Raw genomic sequence first — 15,706 nt, 5'->3', positions numbered from 1 at the left:
CGGTTCCGCGCGCTGCAATGGCCGGCGTGCTTCGAAAAGACCGTCGGCCAGCCGCGTTCACGCCTTGGCGTGTCCCCCATCCGCCTTCGGCGCGCTGATGCGCACCTTGTCGCCGTCGGTCAGGCCGTCCGGCGGACTTTCGATCAGGCGGTCGCCGGCGGCGATGCCCGAGCCGAGCTGCACGGTCTTGCCGAAGTCGCGCGCGATGGTCACCGGCTTGAAGGCGACCGTGTCGTGCGCGTCGACCACCGCCACGCGCAGCCCTTTGTCGTCGAACACCAGCGCGCTGGCCGGGACCCGCACCAGCGCGGCGTCGGCCGGAAGATCGAAGCGCACGCTGGCGTAGCCGCCCGGCATCAGTCTGCCGTCCTGGTTGTCCACGGCGACCTGGACCAGCGTGGTGCCCGAGGCCGCGTTGACCGCCCCCGACGCGCTGTCGACGACGCCGCTGAAAGTCTGCCCCGGGTACTCCGGCACGGTCAGCGTCACCTTGCTGCCGGCGCGCACCGACGGCGCATCGCTCTGCGGCACGTTCACGTACATGCGCAGCTTGTGCGTGTCCGACACGACGAACAGTTCCTGGCCGCCGCCGCCAGCGTTGATCAGCGCGCCGACATCGGTCTCGCGCGCGGTGACGGTGCCGTCGAACGGCGCCACCAGTCTGGCGAAGCCCTTCATCGCCTCCAGGCGCTCGAGGTTGGCCTGTGCGGACTGGGCCAGGGCGCGCTTGGCGTCGTAGTCGCCGGTCTTCTCGTCCACCGCCTGCTTCGACACCACCTCGGTCTGGCCCATGGTCTGCCAGCGCTTGGCGGTGGTCTGGGCCAGGGCGGCGTTGACCCGGGCGTTGGCCAGGTCGGCCTTGGCCTGAAGCAACTGCTGGTCCAGGTCGGGCGTTTCGATCTCGGCGAGCACGTCGCCGGCCTTCACCCTGGCGCCGATGTCGGCTTTCCACCATTTCAGGTAGCCGCTGGTCCGGGCGAAGATCGGCGCGCGGGCATACGCCTCAAGGCGACCGGGCAGGTTGAGCACGCCGGCGCCCTGGTCGGTCTCCGGGGCCACCACGGTGACCGTCGGCACCGCCTGGTCGTCGGTCCATGCACGCAGCCGGCGCGCGTCGCCGGCGCGCGTGGCGATGCCGGCGACGACGATGGCCAGGACCACGATCGAGGCGATGACGCCGGCCAGGCGGAGACGGCGCGGCGAAACGGGGGGCGACAGATCAGGCGACATGCGGGGACGCTCCGGAGGCGTGCGCCGTCGGCGAGGACGGCTGGGAACCACGGCGGTGGATGAGGCTGAAGACGATCGGCACGAAGAACAGCGTGCTGACGGTGGCGAAGATCAGGCCGCCGATGACGGCTCGGCCCAGCGGCGCGTTCTGCTCGCCACCTTCGCCCAGGCCCAGCGCCATCGGCGCCATGCCGATGATCATCGCCAGCGCGGTCATGAGCACCGGGCGGAAGCGCACGAAGCCGCCCTCCAATGCCGCCTTCGCCGCGTCGCCGTGCTCGGCGAGGCGCTCGCGGCAGAAGCTCACCACCAGGATCGAGTTGGCCGTGGCCACGCCCATGCACATGATGGCGCCGGTCAGCGCGGGGACCGACAGGGTGGTGTGCGTGGCGAACAGCATCCAGACGATGCCGGCGATCGCCGCGGGCAAGGCGGTCACGATCACGAACGGATCGCTCCACGACTGGAAGTTGACCACGATCAACAGGTAGATCAGCACGATCGCGCCGAGCAGGCCGAAGATCAGGCCGGCGAACGCCTTGTTCATCGTCTGCACCTGGCCGAGCAGCGCCGTGCTGGATCCCTTGGGCAGGAATTTCTGGTTGGCGTCGAGGATCTTCTGGATGTCGGCGGCGACCGCGCCCAGGTCGCGGTCCTGCGGGGAGGCGAAGATGTCCACCGTCGCATTGATGTTGTACTGGCTGACCACGGCATTGGTCGCGGTCCGCGACAGCGTCGCCAGCCCGCCCAGGCTCTGCGCGCCGCCCTGGCCGGCGCTGGGGCTGATCGGCACGTTCTGCAGGTCGGGCAGGCTGTCGAGGCTGTACTGCGGCGTCTGCATCACGATCGGATACGACACGCCGTTCTGCGGGTTCAGCCAGAACGTCGGCGCGATCTGGCTGGAGCCGGCCAGGTTCACGCCCAGGCTGCTGGTGACGTCGCGCTCGGTAATGCCCACCTGTTGGGCGAGGCTGCGGTCCACGTTCACCGCAAAGCCGGGGCTGGACTGCGATTGCTGGATGCGCGCGTCCGCCACGCCCGGGACGCGGCGGATCTCGCGCAGCAGGCGGTTGGCATAGGCGAAGTTGGCGGCGAGGTTCGGGCCACGGATCTGCAGGTCCACCGGCGCCGGCGCACCGAAGTTCAGGATCTGGCTGATGATGTCGGCCGGCGGAAACGAGAACACCACCGACGGGAACTGCCGCGGCAAGGTCTGGCGCAGCGTGCGCACGTAGTCGGCGGTGGGCGCGTGGCCTTCGCCCAGCGCGATCTGGATGTCGCCGTCCTGCGAGCCGATGGTGCCGGTGTTGTTGTAGGCGTTGTTGATGCCCGAGGACGACAGGCCGATGTTGTCGACGACGCCGGCCAGGTCGTGCGGCGGAATGAGCCTGCGCACGGCGCCGGTCACGTTGGCGAACAGGTGCGCGGTTTCCTCGACGCGGGTGCCGACCGGCGCGCGCACGTGCATCAGGATCTGGCCCGAGTCCACCGACGGGAAGAAGTTGCGGCCGAGCATCGGCAGCAGCAGGAACGACAGCGCCACGCACAGCATGAAGCCGGGCACGAAGGCCCTGCGGCGCAGCAGCGCGGTCTCGAGCAGGGCGTAGTAGCCGGCGCGCAGCCGCTCGAAGCGCTTTTCGAAACCGCGCTGGAAGCGCACCAGTGGATTGCGCGACGGCGGCTGGCCATGGCCGTCGCCGTGCATGTCGGTGTGCGGCGCATGCGGATGCAACAGGTACTTGGCCATGGTCGGCACCAGCGTGCGCGACAGCAGGAAGGACGCGATCATCGCGAACATCACCGCTTCGGCCATCGGCACGAACAGGAAGCGTGCCACGCCTTCCAGGAAGAACATCGGCACGAATACGATGCAGATGCACAGCAGCGAGACGAAGGCGGGCGTCACGATCTGCGAGGCGCCGTCCAGGATCGCCGTCTCCACGGACTTGCCCTGCTCCAGGTGCCAGTTGATGTTCTCGATGGTCACCGTGGCGTCGTCCACCAGGATGCCCACGGCCAGCGCCAGGCCGCCCAGGGTCATGATGTTCAGCGTCTCGCCGATCGCCGACAGCGCGGCGATCGAGCCGAGGATCGCCAGCGGGATCGAGATGGCGATGATCAGCGTCGAGCGCCAGCTGCCGAGGAACAGCAGGATCATCAGGCTGGTCAGCGCCGCGGCGATCACGCCTTCGCGCGCCACGCCGGCGATCGCGCCGCTCACGAACAGCGACTGGTCGCCGATGGGAACGATCCGCAGGTTCGGCGGCAGCGCCTCCTTCATCGCCGCGACCCGGTCCTTGATGCCGGCGATGATCGCCAGCGTCGAGGCCGAGCCGTTCTTCATCACCGTCATCAGCACCGAACGGTCGCCGTTGACGTGCACGATGTTGGTCTGCGGCGGCGCGCCGTCGCGGACATGCGCCACGTCGCGGATGAACACCGTGGCGCCGTCGACCGTCTTCACCGGCAGGTTGCCCAGCTCCTCGATGTCCGATGGCGCGTTGTTGAGCTGCAGCGTGTATTCGTACTTGCCGATCTTCTGCGTGCCCACCGGGGTGATGAGGTTCTGCGCCGCCAGCGCATTGGCCACGTCCTGCGCCGAAAGGCCGCGCGCCTGCAGCGCCGGCGGATCGATGTCGATCTGCACCTGGCGGGTCTTGCCGCCGAACGGATACGGGATCGCCGCGCCGGCCACCGAGGTGAGCTGCGGACGGATGATGTTGAGGCCGAGGTCGGCCAGGTTCTGCTCGGTGAGCCCCTTGCCGGACAGCGCCAACTGGATGATCGGCACCGTGGAGGCGTTGTAGTTGAGGATCAGCGGCGGCGTGGTGCCTTGCGGCAGCTGCCGCAGCATGGTCTGCGCCACGGCGGTGACCTGCGCGTTGGCGGTGCGGATGTCGACGTTGGGCTGGAAGAAGATCTTGATGATGCCGAAACCCTGGATCGACGTGGCCTCGGTGTGCTCGACGTCGTTCACGGTGGTGGTGAGCACGCGTTCGAACGGCGAACTGACGCGGCCGGCCATCTGCTCGGGCGGCAGGCCGTTGTACTGCCAGACCACGGCGATCACCGGGATGCGGATGTCCGGGAAGATGTCGGTGGGCGTGCGCAATGCAGCGAGCGGGCCCACGATCAGGATCAGCAGGGCCAGGACGACGAAGGTATACGGTCGCGTCAGTGCGATCCGGACGAGGCCAATCATGGAGGAGCGGTTCCGTGCGCGAATGTTGCGTCGCGGCGGATTTTGCCTGGGGGGTGTTCCCGGGCTTCATTAAGATTTATTTAGACATCCGCCCCGGCGCCGCAAATGCTCGATGGTTCAACGACTTGTGTACTGACCGGGCCGTAAGCCGCACGCCGCCTGTCCGGCGCTGCCACTCCACGCGCGGCGAGATGTGGGCGAATGCGCGCGACCGCGCACCGGGTGCGGGCCGTGTCAGGCAGGGCAGGGTGCACGGCCCGCGGACGGCGCGGCCGCGGCGGGCGGGCAGAGGACCGAGAACACCGCCCCGCGCGCGTCGCCGCCCACCTGCAGCGTATAGCCGTGCAGGCGGACGATGGCGCTGACGATCGCCAAGCCCAGTCCGCAGCCGGGCTTGGCACGCGTCTGGTCGACGCGGTAGAAGCGGCGGAAGATCGTCTGGCGCTCGTCGGGGGCGATGCCGGGGCCGCTATCGGCGATCTCGATGCGCGCGTTGCCGCCCTGGTCGGCGCCTGCCGACAGGCGGATCGTCCCGCCGTCGGGCGTGAACTTGATGGCATTGCTGACCAGGTTGGCCAGCGCCTCGAACAGCAGCTGCCGATCGCCGTGCACGGCCGGCAGCGGCTCCAGTACAAGGTCGAAAGCCTGGCCGCGGTCCTCGGCCACGGGCGCGTAGAACGCGTGGACCTCATGCAGCAGCGGGGCGAGGTCGATGGTCGAGAAGCAGGCGCTGCGCTGGCGGTCTTCCAGTTCCGACACGCGCAGCAGCGCGCGGAAGCGGGTCAGCACGGTGTCGATCTCGCTCACGCATGCGTCCAGCTGCTCGCCCTCCGGGCGGCCGGCGAACTGCTGCTGCAGCCGGTGCAGGCGCGTGCGCATGCGCGTCAGCGGGGTGCGCAGGTCGTGGGCGATGTTGTCGGTGACGCCCTTCACCTCGCCGAGCAGGCGTTCGACCTCGCCCAGCGTCCGGTTCACCGTGGCCGCCAGCAGGTCCACCTCGTCGCCGCGCCGGGACACCGGCAGGCGCACGCTGAGATCCCCACCGTGGATGGGTTGCATGGCCTGCTGAATGGCGCGGATGCGCCGGGCCGGGCCGCGCGCGATGAGCAGGCCGCCGAGCAGGCCCGGCAGCAGGGTCAACGACAGTCCCCACAGCAGTCCGCGGTAGATGATCGCGGTCAGTCCGTCGATGACGGTGCTGGCCTTGACCACGACCAGGCGGCGGCCGTCCGGGAGGTGCCGGGCGATGCCGCGCGCCCGGGTCTGGCCGCTGCGCCCGCTGTCGATCAGCCGGGCGCTGACCACGCCGACGGTGCCATCGGCGGCCATGCCCTTGGGCGCCTCGGCGATGTTGCCGGCGATGCGGCGTCCCTGCGCGTCGAACAGGCCAACCCACATGAAGCCCTGGATGTCGATGGCGTTGGCCTGGCCCACCGTCTCGGCCAGGCGCGCGGGGTCGGTGTGTTCCAGGTAATGGATGCGCGCGACCAGCATCTGGTCGATCACGTGCGAAAGATAGCGGGTGGACTCCCACTGCACGATGCCCAGCAGCACGATGCACCAGATCGCGAACAGCGACCCGTAGATCAGGATCAGCCGCGAGGTGGCCGACCGCCAGGCGTCACTCAGCGGGGGCAAGGACATATCCCGAGCCGCGCATCGTGCGGATGAGCGGCGGCTGGCCGTTGCCGTCGATCTTGCGGCGAAGGCGGCCGATGTGGACGTCGATCACGTTGGTGCCCGGATCGAAATGGAAGCCCCAGACATGCTCGAAGATCATCTGTCGCGTCACCACCTGGCCGGCGTTGCGCATCAGGAATTCGAGCAGGCGGAACTCGGTGGGCAGCAGGGTCAGCGGCTGGCCGTTGCGCAAGGCGTTGTGGCGGACCAGGTCGAGTTCCAGGTCCGCCACGTGCAGGCGGGTTTCGGTCGCGGTCGTGCTGCGATGGCGGCGCACCAGCACTTCGGCACGCGCGACCAGCTCATCGGGCGAGAACGGCTTGGTCAGGTAGTCGTCGCCGCCCGCGCGCAGGCCGCGCACGCGCTCGTCCACCTCGGACAGTGCGCTGATCATCAGCACCGGCGTCTGCACCGAGCGCTTGCGCAGTTCGGACACCACGTCGATGCCGTCCATGCCGGGCAGCATGCGGTCGAGAGTGATGATGTCGTAACCATCGGCCAGCGCGCGCTGCAGGCCGTCGCGTCCGTCGGCGATCCAGTCGGCGCTGAAGCCGTGCGCGCCGAGTTCCGCGACGATGTCGCGGGCGGTCACTTCGTCGTCTTCGATGACCAGGGCCCTGGGCATCCTGGCTTACTCCCTGCCGGAGGCGGCAGAACGCGATCGCCGGCGCGTGCTGGCCGCACCGGCAGGGCCCCGGCCTTCGTGCATGCGCGCCACGCCGCTCATCGTCGTGTCAGGGACTCAGATACGGCCGCAGCGTGTCGCGCCACAGCGCGTAGCCGGCCGCGTTCATATGCAACTTGTCCGGGCCGAACAGCTCGGCGCGCGGCTGCCCGTCGGCACCGAGCATCGGCGTGTACACGTCGACGAACTGCACCTGCTTCAGGCCGGCGGCGGCCTTGCGGATCAGCGCGTTGGCCTCGGCCATCTTCGGCATCAGCGCCGCACGCGAGGGGCTGGGCTTGATCGACAGGTAGACGATGCGGGTCTTGGGCAGGTCGCGGTGCACGCGGGTCACGAAGGCCACGAAGTCGTCGCGCACCTGCTGCGGGCTGCGGCCGCTGTTGAGGTCGTTGTCGCCGGCGTAGAACACGATCAGGCGCGGCTTGTACGGCACCACGATGCGGTCGGCGTACCAGGTGCTGTCGCGGATCTCCGAGCCGCCGAAGCCGCGGTTGAGGGTCTGCACGCCCGGAAAATCCGTGGCCAGCGAGGTCCAGAAGCGGATCGAGGAACTGCCGACGAACAGCACGCCGCCGGGTTTGACCGGATGCGCGGCATCGTCCTTGGCGAAGCGCGCCATGTCCTCTTCCCAGGCCGCATTGGAGACCTGGTCGGGCACGCTGGGCGCCGCGGCTGGGGTGAGTGCGCGTGCCGGCGACACGCCCAGCAGGGACAGGCTGAACAGACTCAGGGCGAGCAGCGGTGCGCGCAGCGGCGAACGGGGCATGACGCCTCCTCGAAGCAAGGGAGCGGCGATGGTGCCGCAGGCGCCGCATGCAGGCAAATCCGCGGCGATGCCGGCGCCGCCCCGGGGCTTGTGGCAAAATTGCGGCCTATCCCGCTGCGCCCTTGCCCATGACCGATTCCTTCCGGCCGTCGTCGTCGCGTCCCCGTTGCCTGGGACGGGGCTGAGCCATGGCCGACCAGTTCGGGCATCTGCCGCGCGGGCCGCGCCGCATGCTGATGGCGGCGCGCTGGTCGTGGCAGGGACTGCGCGCGGCCTGGCTGCACGAGTCCTCGTTCCGCCTGGAGGTATGCCTGTTCCTGATCCTGGCGCCGCTGGCGCTGTGGTTGGGGCAGGGGCCGGTGCAGCAGGTGCTGATGATCGGCTCGCTGCTGCTGGTGCTGGCGGTGGAGCTGCTCAATTCGGCGATCGAAGCGGTGATCGAGCGCTACGGCCCCGAGCATCACGAGCTGGCCGGCCGCGCCAAGGACATGGGCTCGGCCGCGGTCTTCGTGATGCTGGCCAACGTGGTGCTGTGCTGGGGCCTGATCCTGCTGCCGCGCCTGCTGTGATCGCCGCCCGTTTCTTCTTCTGTTAAAGGATCCGACGCCATGGCCCTCGAGTTTCTCGCCGACCCCAACACCTGGTTGACGCTGTTGACGCTGAGTGCGTTGGAGATCGTGCTGGGCATCGACAACCTGGTGTTCATTTCCATCGCGGTGGGCAAGCTGCCGGAAGCGCAGCGCCCGGCCGCGCGCAAGTTCGGCATCGCCGTGGCCTGCCTGACCCGCATCGCGCTGCTGGTGTCGCTGGCGTTCCTGGCGCGCATGCAGGGCGAGCTGTTCAGCGTGGCCGGCATGGGCATCTCGATCCGCGACCTGGTGCTGATCGTCGGCGGTCTGTTCCTGCTGGTGAAGGGCACCATGGAGATCCGCGAACTGATCACCGGCGGCGAGGACGAAGACCCCACCACCAGCAAGGCCTCGGGCGTGTTCTGGATGGTGATCGCGCAGATCGCGGTGATCGACATCGTGTTCTCGCTGGATTCGGTGATCACCGCGGTGGGCATGGCCCAGCACATCCCGGTGATGATCGCCGCGGTGCTGCTGGCAGTGGCGGTGATGCTGCTGGCGGCCAACCCGCTGGGCCGCTTCATCGACGCCAACCCGACGGTGAAGATGCTGGCGCTGGCCTTCATCCTGATGATCGGCGTGGTGCTGATCCTAGACGGGCTGGACGTGCACGTGCCCAAGCCCTACATCTACGCGGCGATGGGGTTCTCGGTGCTGGTGGAGTGGCTGAACCTGCTGATGCGCCGGCGTGCCGCCGCGCACCAGGTGCCCGGCGCCGGCAAGTGGTGAGCGGCTGAGCGGCGCAGGCTGCGTTTTCACCGGGCGCGTGGCAAGCTGCGCGCAGTCATCTGCCGGAGTCCTCGCATGCGCCTGTTGTCCCGCTCCCTGTTCCTGGCCGCGCTGGCGGTGTTGCTGTCCGGCTGCGGCTACAACGCGATCCAGCAGAAGGATCAGGCGGTCAAGGCCGGCTGGTCGGAAGTGCTGAACCAGTACAAGCGCCGCGCCGATCTGGTGCCGAACCTGGTCAACACGGTCAAGGGCTATGCCGACCAGGAGCGGCAGGTGCTGACCGACGTGACCAATGCCCGCGCCCGGGTCGGCCAGGTGCAGGTCAACGCCGACGACGCCGCCTCGCTGCAGCAGTTCCAGCAGGCGCAGGGCCAGCTGTCCAGCGCGCTGTCGCGGCTGCTGGTGGTCAGCGAGAACTATCCGAACCTGAAATCCGACCAGGCCTTCCGCGACCTGCAGGCGCAGCTGGAAGGCACCGAGAACCGCATCACCGTGGCGCGCGGCCGCTACATCCAGGCGGTGCAGGACTACAACACCTACATCCTGTCCTTCCCGCAGGTGCTCACCGCCAAGCTGTTCGGCTACAAGGAAAAGCCCAACTTCTCGGTGGAGAACGAGGCGCAGATCTCCGAGGCGCCGGCGGTGAACTTCGGCGGCCAACCGGCGTCCGCGCCGCAGCAGCAACCGCAGCCGCAGCAGCAACCGGCGCCGGCGCACTAAGCGCCGCCGCGGGCGGGCCCGAGCGTGCGTTCCACATCCGTGACGGCTGAGTGCGCTACCGCATCGGCGGCGTCACGCAGTGCGGCTCGCCGTGTATCTCGCCGGCACGCCGGCGTCTGGCTGGTGCTGCTGTTGGCGCTGCTGCCCTGGCTGGCCTGGGCGCAGGCCGAGGCGCCGATCCCGCCGCTGGACGCGCCGGTGGTCGACACCACCGGCACGCTGACGGCGAACCAGCGCCTGGAGCTGGACCGGCAGGCGGTGCAGTTGCAGCAGCGCAAGGGCAGCCAATTGCAGGTGCTGGTGGTGCCGAGCACCGCGCCCGAGACCATCGAGCAATACACCCAGCGCGTGTTCGACCAGTGGAAGCTCGGCCGCAAGGGCGTGGACGACGGCGTCCTGCTGGTGGTGGCCAAGAACGACCGGCGCGTGCGCATCCAGCCCGGCTACGGCCTGGAAGGCGCGATTCCCGACGCCACCGCCAACCGCATCATCCAGGAGTACCTGGTGCCGCGCTTCCGCGCCGGCGACTACAGCGGTGGCATCGCCGAGGCCACCGCGATGCTGGTCAAGCTGATCGACGGCGAAGCGTTGCCGGCGCCGGTCAGTGCGCATGCCTCGGCCTCGCGCGGGGGCGGCCTGGGATTCGGTTTCTTCGCCGGCCTGTTCGCGGCGCTGGTCGCGCAGGTGCTGTTCGCGCGGTTGTCGCGTCCCGTGCGTGGCGTGCTGAGCGGCGTGGTCGGCGGTGGCGTCGGCTTGTTGCTGAGCCTGTCGCTGTTCATCGGTGCGCTGACCGGCGGGATCGGCCTGCTGCTGGGCCTGTTTGTCGGGATCGCGCCGGGCCGCTCGGCTGGCGGCGGCGGTTGGGGCGGCTGGGGCGGCGGAGGTTGGGGAGGCGGCGGCTTCGGCGGTGGCTGGGGCGGCGGTGGCGGCGGCGGTGGCGGTGGAAGTTGGGGCGGCGGCGGAGGCGGCTGGGGTGGTGGCGGTGGCAGTTCCGGAGGCGGTGGCGCCTCGGGGAGCTGGTGATGCGCCTGCTCCGGCACCTGTTCGCGCCGTCCGCCCAGCGTCTGTTCCCGGCGGCCAGCCTGGAACGCATCGGCGCGGCGATCGCCGAGGGCGAGCGCTTGCATCGCGGGCAGGTGATGTTCGCGGTGGAGTCGGGCCTGGCGCCGGCGCAGGTGCTGCGCGGCATGACCCCACGGCTGCGCGCCGAACAGGCCTTCGCGCAGTTGCGCACCTGGGATACCGACGCCAACAACGGGGTGCTGATCTACCTGCTGCTGGCCGATCACCACATCGAGATCGTCGCCGACCGCGGTCTGCGCGGGCGGGTGGACGCGGCGCAGTGGCGCCAGGTCTGCGCGCTGATCGAGCGCGACATGCGCGCGGGCCAGCCCGAACAGGCGGTGCTCGCCGGCGTCGGTGCGGTGTCCGCGCTGCTGGCCGCGCACTTCCCGGCGCAGCCGGGTCAGCAGCGCGAGAACGAATTGCCGAATCTGCCGCGGGTGCTGGACTGAGTGTGCTGCGGCAGTGGGCTTGCCCGGCCAGCAGATGAGATGCAGCGTCGGTGCCGGGTTGGAGCCTGATGGCTGCGCTCGTCGCGGCTGAAGCCGCTCCCACAGTGGTGCACGGGCCGTTCCTGCATCTGCGCGATCCGGTGATGTTGTGGGAGGGACTTCAGTCCCGACGCGGGAGTGCCGCTCGCGCAAGGAAGGAGGGGGCACGTGGCGTCTGGGCTGCGCATGTGTCTTGAGGTCGGTCGGTGGCGGGTTCGTGCGCCTGCCAGCAGATGAGCGCTACCCCGCTGTGCCATCCGCAAATCGCGGCAAGCAGCGGAGTCAGTGGCAGACGCGTGCGCCTGCCAGCAGATGAAGCGCCACCCCGTTGTGCCGTCCGCAAATCGCGGCAAGCAGCGGAGTCGGTGGCAGACGCGTGCGCCTGCCAGCAGATGAAGCGTCACCCCGCTGTACCATCCGCAAATCGCGGCAAGCAGCGGAGTCGGTGGCAGACGCGTGCGCCTGCCAGCAGATGAAGCGCTACCCCGCTGTGCCGTCCGCAAATCGCGGCAAGCAGCGGAGTCGGTGGCAGAATAGGCACTCTTTGCCCCCCGGCCGACGCTTGCGCATGACCTATCTCCACCAGATCGATCCCATCGCCTTCTCGTTCGGGCCGGTGAAGGTGCATTGGTACGGGCTGATGTATCTGGCCGGCTTCCTCTCGGCCTGGTGGCTGGGCCGTCGTCGCATCCGCGCCGGTCGCCTGCCCGGGGTGAACGAGGATGGTTTCTCCGACCTTCTTTTCTACGCGATGCTCGGCGTGGTGCTGGGTGGGCGCATCGGTTACATGCTGTTCTACGCGCTGTCCGATTTCCTGGCCGACCCGCTGTTGATCTTCAAGGTGTGGGACGGTGGCATGAGCTTCCACGGCGGCTTGTTGGGCGTGCTGGCGGCCTGCCTGTGGTGGACGCGCAAGGCGCGCCTGCATTTCTTCGACACCGTCGATTTCGTCGCGCCGCTGGTGCCCCTGGGCCTGGGCTTCGGCCGGATCGGCAATTTCGTCGGCGGCGAGTTGTGGGGCAAGTTGACCCACGCCGGCTGGGGCGTGATCTTCCCGCACGCGCCGATACAGGACGGGGTGGCCAACGCGCCGGCGCTGGAGAGCCTGAAGAGCGCCGCGCAATTGCAGCAGCAATACGCCGCGGGCCTGCTGGACCGCTACGCCCGCCATCCGTCGCAGTTGTACGAAGCGGCGCTGGAAGGGCTGGTGATGTTCGTGGTGTTGTGGACGTTCTCGATGAAGCCGCGCGCGCGCTATGCGGTGTCCGGCCTGTTCGCGCTGCTGTATGGCGTGTTCCGCTTCGCGGTGGAGTTCGTGCGCGTGCCGGATGCGCAGCTCGGCTACCTGGCATTCCATTGGCTGACCCGCGGCCAGCAGTTGAGCATTCCGCTGGTCCTGCTCGGCCTGTTCCTGCTGTGGCGCTCGCGCAGCGCGCCGGTACTGCAGCCGGTGCCGCCGCCGGAGGTGACCAAGTGAAGCCGTACCTGGAATTGCTGCAGCACGTGCTGGAGCGAGGCGCGGAGAAAGCCGACCGCACCGGCACCGGCACGCGCAGCGTGTTCGGCTGGCAGATGCGCTTCGACCTCAACGACGGCTTTCCCCTGGTCACCACCAAGAAGCTGCACCTGCGCTCGATCGTGCACGAGCTGCTGTGGTTCCTGAAGGGCGAAACCAACATCGCCTATCTCAAGGACAACAAGGTCAGCATCTGGGACGAGTGGGCCGATGCGCAGGGCGAACTCGGCCCGGTGTACGGCAAGCAGTGGCGGCGCTGGACCGGCGCCGATGGCCGCGAGATCGACCAGATGCAGTGGCTGGTGGACGAGATCAAGCGCAACCCGGATTCGCGGCGGCTGGTGATCAGCGCCTGGAACGTGGCCGAGTTGCCGCAGATGGCGCTGATGCCGTGCCACAGCCTGTTCCAGTTCTACGTGGTCGACGGCAAGCTCAGCTGCCAGCTGTATCAGCGCAGCGGCGACATTTTCCTCGGCGTGCCGTTCAACATCGCCAGCTACGCGCTGCTGACCCACATGGTGGCGCAGGCCACCGGCCTGGGCGTGGGCGATTTCGTGCACACGCTCGGCGATGCGCACCTGTACTCCAATCACTTCGCGCAGGCGCGCGAGCAACTGGCGCGCACGCCGCGGCCGCTGCCGCGGTTGCGGCTGAACCCGGCGGTCACCGATCTGTTCGCCTTCACCTACGACGACATCGCCATCGAGGGCTACGACCCGCATCCGGCGATCAAGGCGCCGGTGGCGGTGTGAGCGGCGGGGAGTCGGGAGTGGGGATTGGGGATTCGCGTGAAGCAGAGGCAACGGCGGATTCCCGGGCGGCAACGGGTGGCCTGCGGCTCAGCCTGATTGCGGCGCTGGATCGCGCCAATGCGATCGGCCGCGACAACGATCTGCCGTGGCGCTTGCCGGACGATCTGAAGCGGTTCAAGGCGCTGACCCTGGGCAAGCCGGTGCTGATGGGGCGTAAGACCGCGCAATCGCTGGGGCGCGCGCTGCCGGGGCGCCTGAACCTGGTGATGACGCGTTCGGGGCAGGTGCCGTTCGCGGACATGCAGGCGGTGGCGTCGCTGCAGGCGGCGATCGACGCCGCGCGCGAGGCCGGCGCCACGGAGCTGGCGGTGATCGGTGGCGGCGACATCTTCGCCCTGGCCCTGCCGTTGGCCGAGGTGCTGTACCTGACCCATGTCGACACTGTCGTCGATGGCGCTGATGCGCATTTCCCAACGTTCGATCCGGCGCAGTGGGAGGTGGTGGCGCGGCAGGCGCATCCGGCCGATGTGCGGCATGCGCTGGCCTTCGACTTCGTGGATTACCGGCGCCGGCCTGGCGCGGCGTAGGGATTCGCTGGCGGATGCCGGTGCTGTCGTAGGAGCGGCTTCAGCCGCGACGGGCGTTACCGGGAAAGCCCATCGCGGCTAAAGCCGCTCCTACGACATTACACATATCGCCTGAGACCTCACTCCTGCTCGGGCGCAGAGGCAGCGGGCGCCTGTTGTCCACGGTGCGGCGCGCTGCGCCGTCGCGGCGTGCCGCTGCGCGCCGCTGGCGGCGGCCCCTGCACCGGCCGGCCGGGGACCTGCACCACCTGCAGGTCCTCGCTGTCCAGGCGCAACGCGGTGAGCTTGCCGCCCCAGACCGCGCCGGTGTCGATCGCGTGCACGCCCTGGGTGATGGTCAGGCCCAGCGTCGACCAGTGCCCGCAGACGATCTTCAGGTCGCGCTCGACCCGTCCCGGCACTTCGAACCACGGGTACAGGCCCTGCGCCTGGGTGCCGGGGGTGCCCTTTTCCTCGATCGCGATGCGTCCGCGCGGGGTGCAGTAACGGGCGCGGGTGAACAGGTTGATGATCGCGCGCGAGCGGTCGTAGCCGGTCAGGCCCGGCGACCAGGCCGGGCGATCGCCGTACATGTTGCGGAACAGCTTGCGGTAGCCGTTGCCGTGCAGTTGCTGCTCGACCTCGCGCGCATGCTTCTCGGCCAGCGCGGTGGTCCACTTCGGCGCCAGGCCGGCGTGGATCATCATCCAGCCGAGTTGGCGGTCGGCGTGCAGCAACTTTTGCATGCGCAGCCAGGTCAGCAGTTCGTCGCGGTCCTCGGCCAGCACGATGCGCTGCAGGTCCGGATTGACCTTGCGCTGTTCGTCCGGGCTGCGCTCGCCGATCGCCAGCAGCGACAGGTCGTGGTTGCCCAGCACCACCATGCTGTGTTCGCGCAGCGAGTGCACCAAACGCAGGGTCTCCAGCGACTGCCCGCCGCGGTTGACCAGGTCGCCGCAGAACCACAGCCGGTCCACCGCCGGATCGAAACGGATCTTCTCCAGCAACTGCTGGGTGATGTCGTAGCAACCCTGCAGGTCGCCGATGGCCCAGACCGCCATCAGTGCAGGGTCCGCGGCACGGACAGCACGAATGGCGCGATCGCGGCGATGAATTGGGTGCCGTCGTCGGCCTCCATGTCGTAGTGGCCGCGCATCGTGCCGTGCTCGGTTTCCAGCACCAGCCCAGAGGTGTAGCGGAAATCCTCGCCCGGGCGCAGCCGCGGCTGTTCGCCGACCACGCCGTCGCCGTCCACGCGTTCGATGCGGCCGTTGCCGTCGGTGATCTCCCAATGCCGGGCGATCAGTCGCGCGGCGACGCGGCCGCGGTTGTGGATGCGGATCGTGTAGGCGAACGTGTAGCGTCCGTCCTCCGGCGCCGATTGGTCGTCGAGGAATCGGGGCGACACTTCGACCTCGATCCGATAGGGGGCGTCATCGTTCATCCCCACAGTTTAGAGCGTGTTTTGCCGTTTGAGGCAGATGCGTGAGCGGTTCGCGCTGCGAGGCGGGTGGCGCGCCGTGGCGGCCTTGTTCGCGGCCCGGGCGCGCCGCGATGGCCGGCGTCGTGCCGCGGGCGGGCGGCCTGCGGGAACGCGGATCGTGACGTGCAGGGTCTGCGTCGTGCGTCTTGCCACCAAGTGGTACAGGCGGACTTGTGTCGTCGCCACGTCCAGGCC

General features: G+C 69.1%; 14 protein-coding genes and 1 pseudogene. 8 read left to right on the top strand and 7 right to left on the bottom strand.

Going from position 1 to position 15,706, the window contains the following annotated elements; all coding sequences use genetic code 11:
• Window positions 1-57 precede the first annotated feature (57 nt).
• The 5 genes from GGR64_RS05325 to GGR64_RS05305 form a co-directional block, all read right to left on the bottom strand.
• A complete protein-coding gene (locus GGR64_RS05325; protein ID WP_184644424.1) occupies window positions 58-1,230 on the bottom strand; it encodes an efflux RND transporter periplasmic adaptor subunit in 1,173 nt (390 codons plus the stop codon).
• On the bottom strand, window positions 1,220-4,432 hold the full coding sequence (locus GGR64_RS05320; RefSeq protein ID WP_184644422.1) for an efflux RND transporter permease subunit: 3,213 nt from the start codon (window positions 4,430-4,432) through the stop codon (window positions 1,220-1,222). Before GGR64_RS05320 ends, GGR64_RS05325 begins: the two co-directional genes overlap by 11 nt.
• Window positions 4,433-4,666: 234 nt before the next feature.
• Window positions 4,667-6,076 (bottom strand): HAMP domain-containing sensor histidine kinase, encoded by a 1,410-nt coding sequence (locus tag GGR64_RS05315; RefSeq protein WP_184448331.1) that lies wholly within the window; start codon window positions 6,074-6,076, stop codon window positions 4,667-4,669.
• On the bottom strand, window positions 6,054-6,737 hold the full coding sequence (locus tag GGR64_RS05310) for a response regulator transcription factor (protein ID WP_160966712.1): 684 nt from the start codon (window positions 6,735-6,737) through the stop codon (window positions 6,054-6,056). Before GGR64_RS05310 ends, GGR64_RS05315 begins: the two co-directional genes overlap by 23 nt.
• Before the next feature lie 109 nt (window positions 6,738-6,846).
• On the bottom strand, window positions 6,847-7,563 hold the full coding sequence (locus GGR64_RS05305; protein ID WP_160966714.1) for an SGNH/GDSL hydrolase family protein: 717 nt from the start codon (window positions 7,561-7,563) through the stop codon (window positions 6,847-6,849).
• A 188-nt stretch (window positions 7,564-7,751) separates the two neighbouring features.
• On the opposite strand from GGR64_RS05305, the gene GGR64_RS05300 reads away from it, so the two are divergent.
• From GGR64_RS05300 to GGR64_RS05265, 8 genes are all read left to right on the top strand, one after another.
• On the top strand, window positions 7,752-8,132 hold the full coding sequence (locus GGR64_RS05300; RefSeq protein WP_010342212.1) for a diacylglycerol kinase: 381 nt from the start codon (window positions 7,752-7,754) through the stop codon (window positions 8,130-8,132).
• Window positions 8,133-8,171: 39 nt separating this feature from the next.
• Window positions 8,172-8,921, top strand: a complete 750-nt coding sequence (locus tag GGR64_RS05295; RefSeq protein WP_010342213.1) for a TerC family protein — start codon at window positions 8,172-8,174, stop codon at window positions 8,919-8,921.
• Window positions 8,922-8,996: 75 nt separating this feature from the next.
• Window positions 8,997-9,641: a LemA family protein gene (locus GGR64_RS05290; RefSeq protein ID WP_184644420.1), complete on the top strand. Its 645-nt coding sequence runs from the start codon at window positions 8,997-8,999 to the stop codon at window positions 9,639-9,641.
• A 120-nt stretch (window positions 9,642-9,761) separates the two neighbouring features.
• Window positions 9,762-10,664: a TPM domain-containing protein gene (locus GGR64_RS05285; protein ID WP_221236111.1), complete on the top strand. Its 903-nt coding sequence runs from the start codon at window positions 9,762-9,764 to the stop codon at window positions 10,662-10,664.
• A complete protein-coding gene (locus tag GGR64_RS05280) occupies window positions 10,664-11,155 on the top strand; it encodes a TPM domain-containing protein (protein ID WP_184644418.1) in 492 nt (163 codons plus the stop codon). Before GGR64_RS05285 ends, GGR64_RS05280 begins: the two co-directional genes overlap by 1 nt.
• A gap of 607 nt (window positions 11,156-11,762) precedes the next feature.
• The gene (lgt, locus tag GGR64_RS05275; protein WP_184448329.1) at window positions 11,763-12,671 is read left to right on the top strand and encodes a prolipoprotein diacylglyceryl transferase; all 909 of its coding nucleotides are present in this window, start codon (window positions 11,763-11,765) and stop codon (window positions 12,669-12,671) included.
• Window positions 12,668-13,462 carry a thymidylate synthase gene (locus tag GGR64_RS05270; protein ID WP_184644417.1) on the top strand — a complete coding sequence of 265 codons (795 nt, stop codon included), beginning with the start codon at window positions 12,668-12,670 and terminating at the stop codon, window positions 13,460-13,462. Before lgt ends, GGR64_RS05270 begins: the two co-directional genes overlap by 4 nt.
• 80 nt (window positions 13,463-13,542) lie before the next feature.
• The gene (locus GGR64_RS05265) at window positions 13,543-14,049 is read left to right on the top strand and encodes a dihydrofolate reductase (RefSeq protein ID WP_184645174.1); all 507 of its coding nucleotides are present in this window, start codon (window positions 13,543-13,545) and stop codon (window positions 14,047-14,049) included.
• A gap of 179 nt (window positions 14,050-14,228) precedes the next feature.
• On the opposite strand, the pseudogene GGR64_RS05260 reads toward GGR64_RS05265, so the two are convergent.
• Both GGR64_RS05260 and apaG read right to left on the bottom strand, forming a co-directional pair.
• Window positions 14,229-15,089, bottom strand: a pseudogene (locus GGR64_RS05260) (symmetrical bis(5'-nucleosyl)-tetraphosphatase); the annotation flags it as partial.
• The gene (gene apaG / locus GGR64_RS05255) at window positions 15,089-15,472 is read right to left on the bottom strand and encodes a Co2+/Mg2+ efflux protein ApaG (protein WP_043093104.1); all 384 of its coding nucleotides are present in this window, start codon (window positions 15,470-15,472) and stop codon (window positions 15,089-15,091) included. The pseudogene GGR64_RS05260 and the gene apaG, both read right to left, overlap by 1 nt.
• Window positions 15,473-15,706 lie beyond the last annotated feature (234 nt).

It is taken from the genome of Xanthomonas sp. 3307 (assembly GCF_014199735.1).
GTDB lineage: Bacteria > Pseudomonadota > Gammaproteobacteria > Xanthomonadales > Xanthomonadaceae > Xanthomonas_A > Xanthomonas_A rydalmerensis.
The sequence above is the reverse complement of the archived record's forward strand: the minus strand, read 5'-3'. Positions and strand labels throughout refer to the sequence as shown.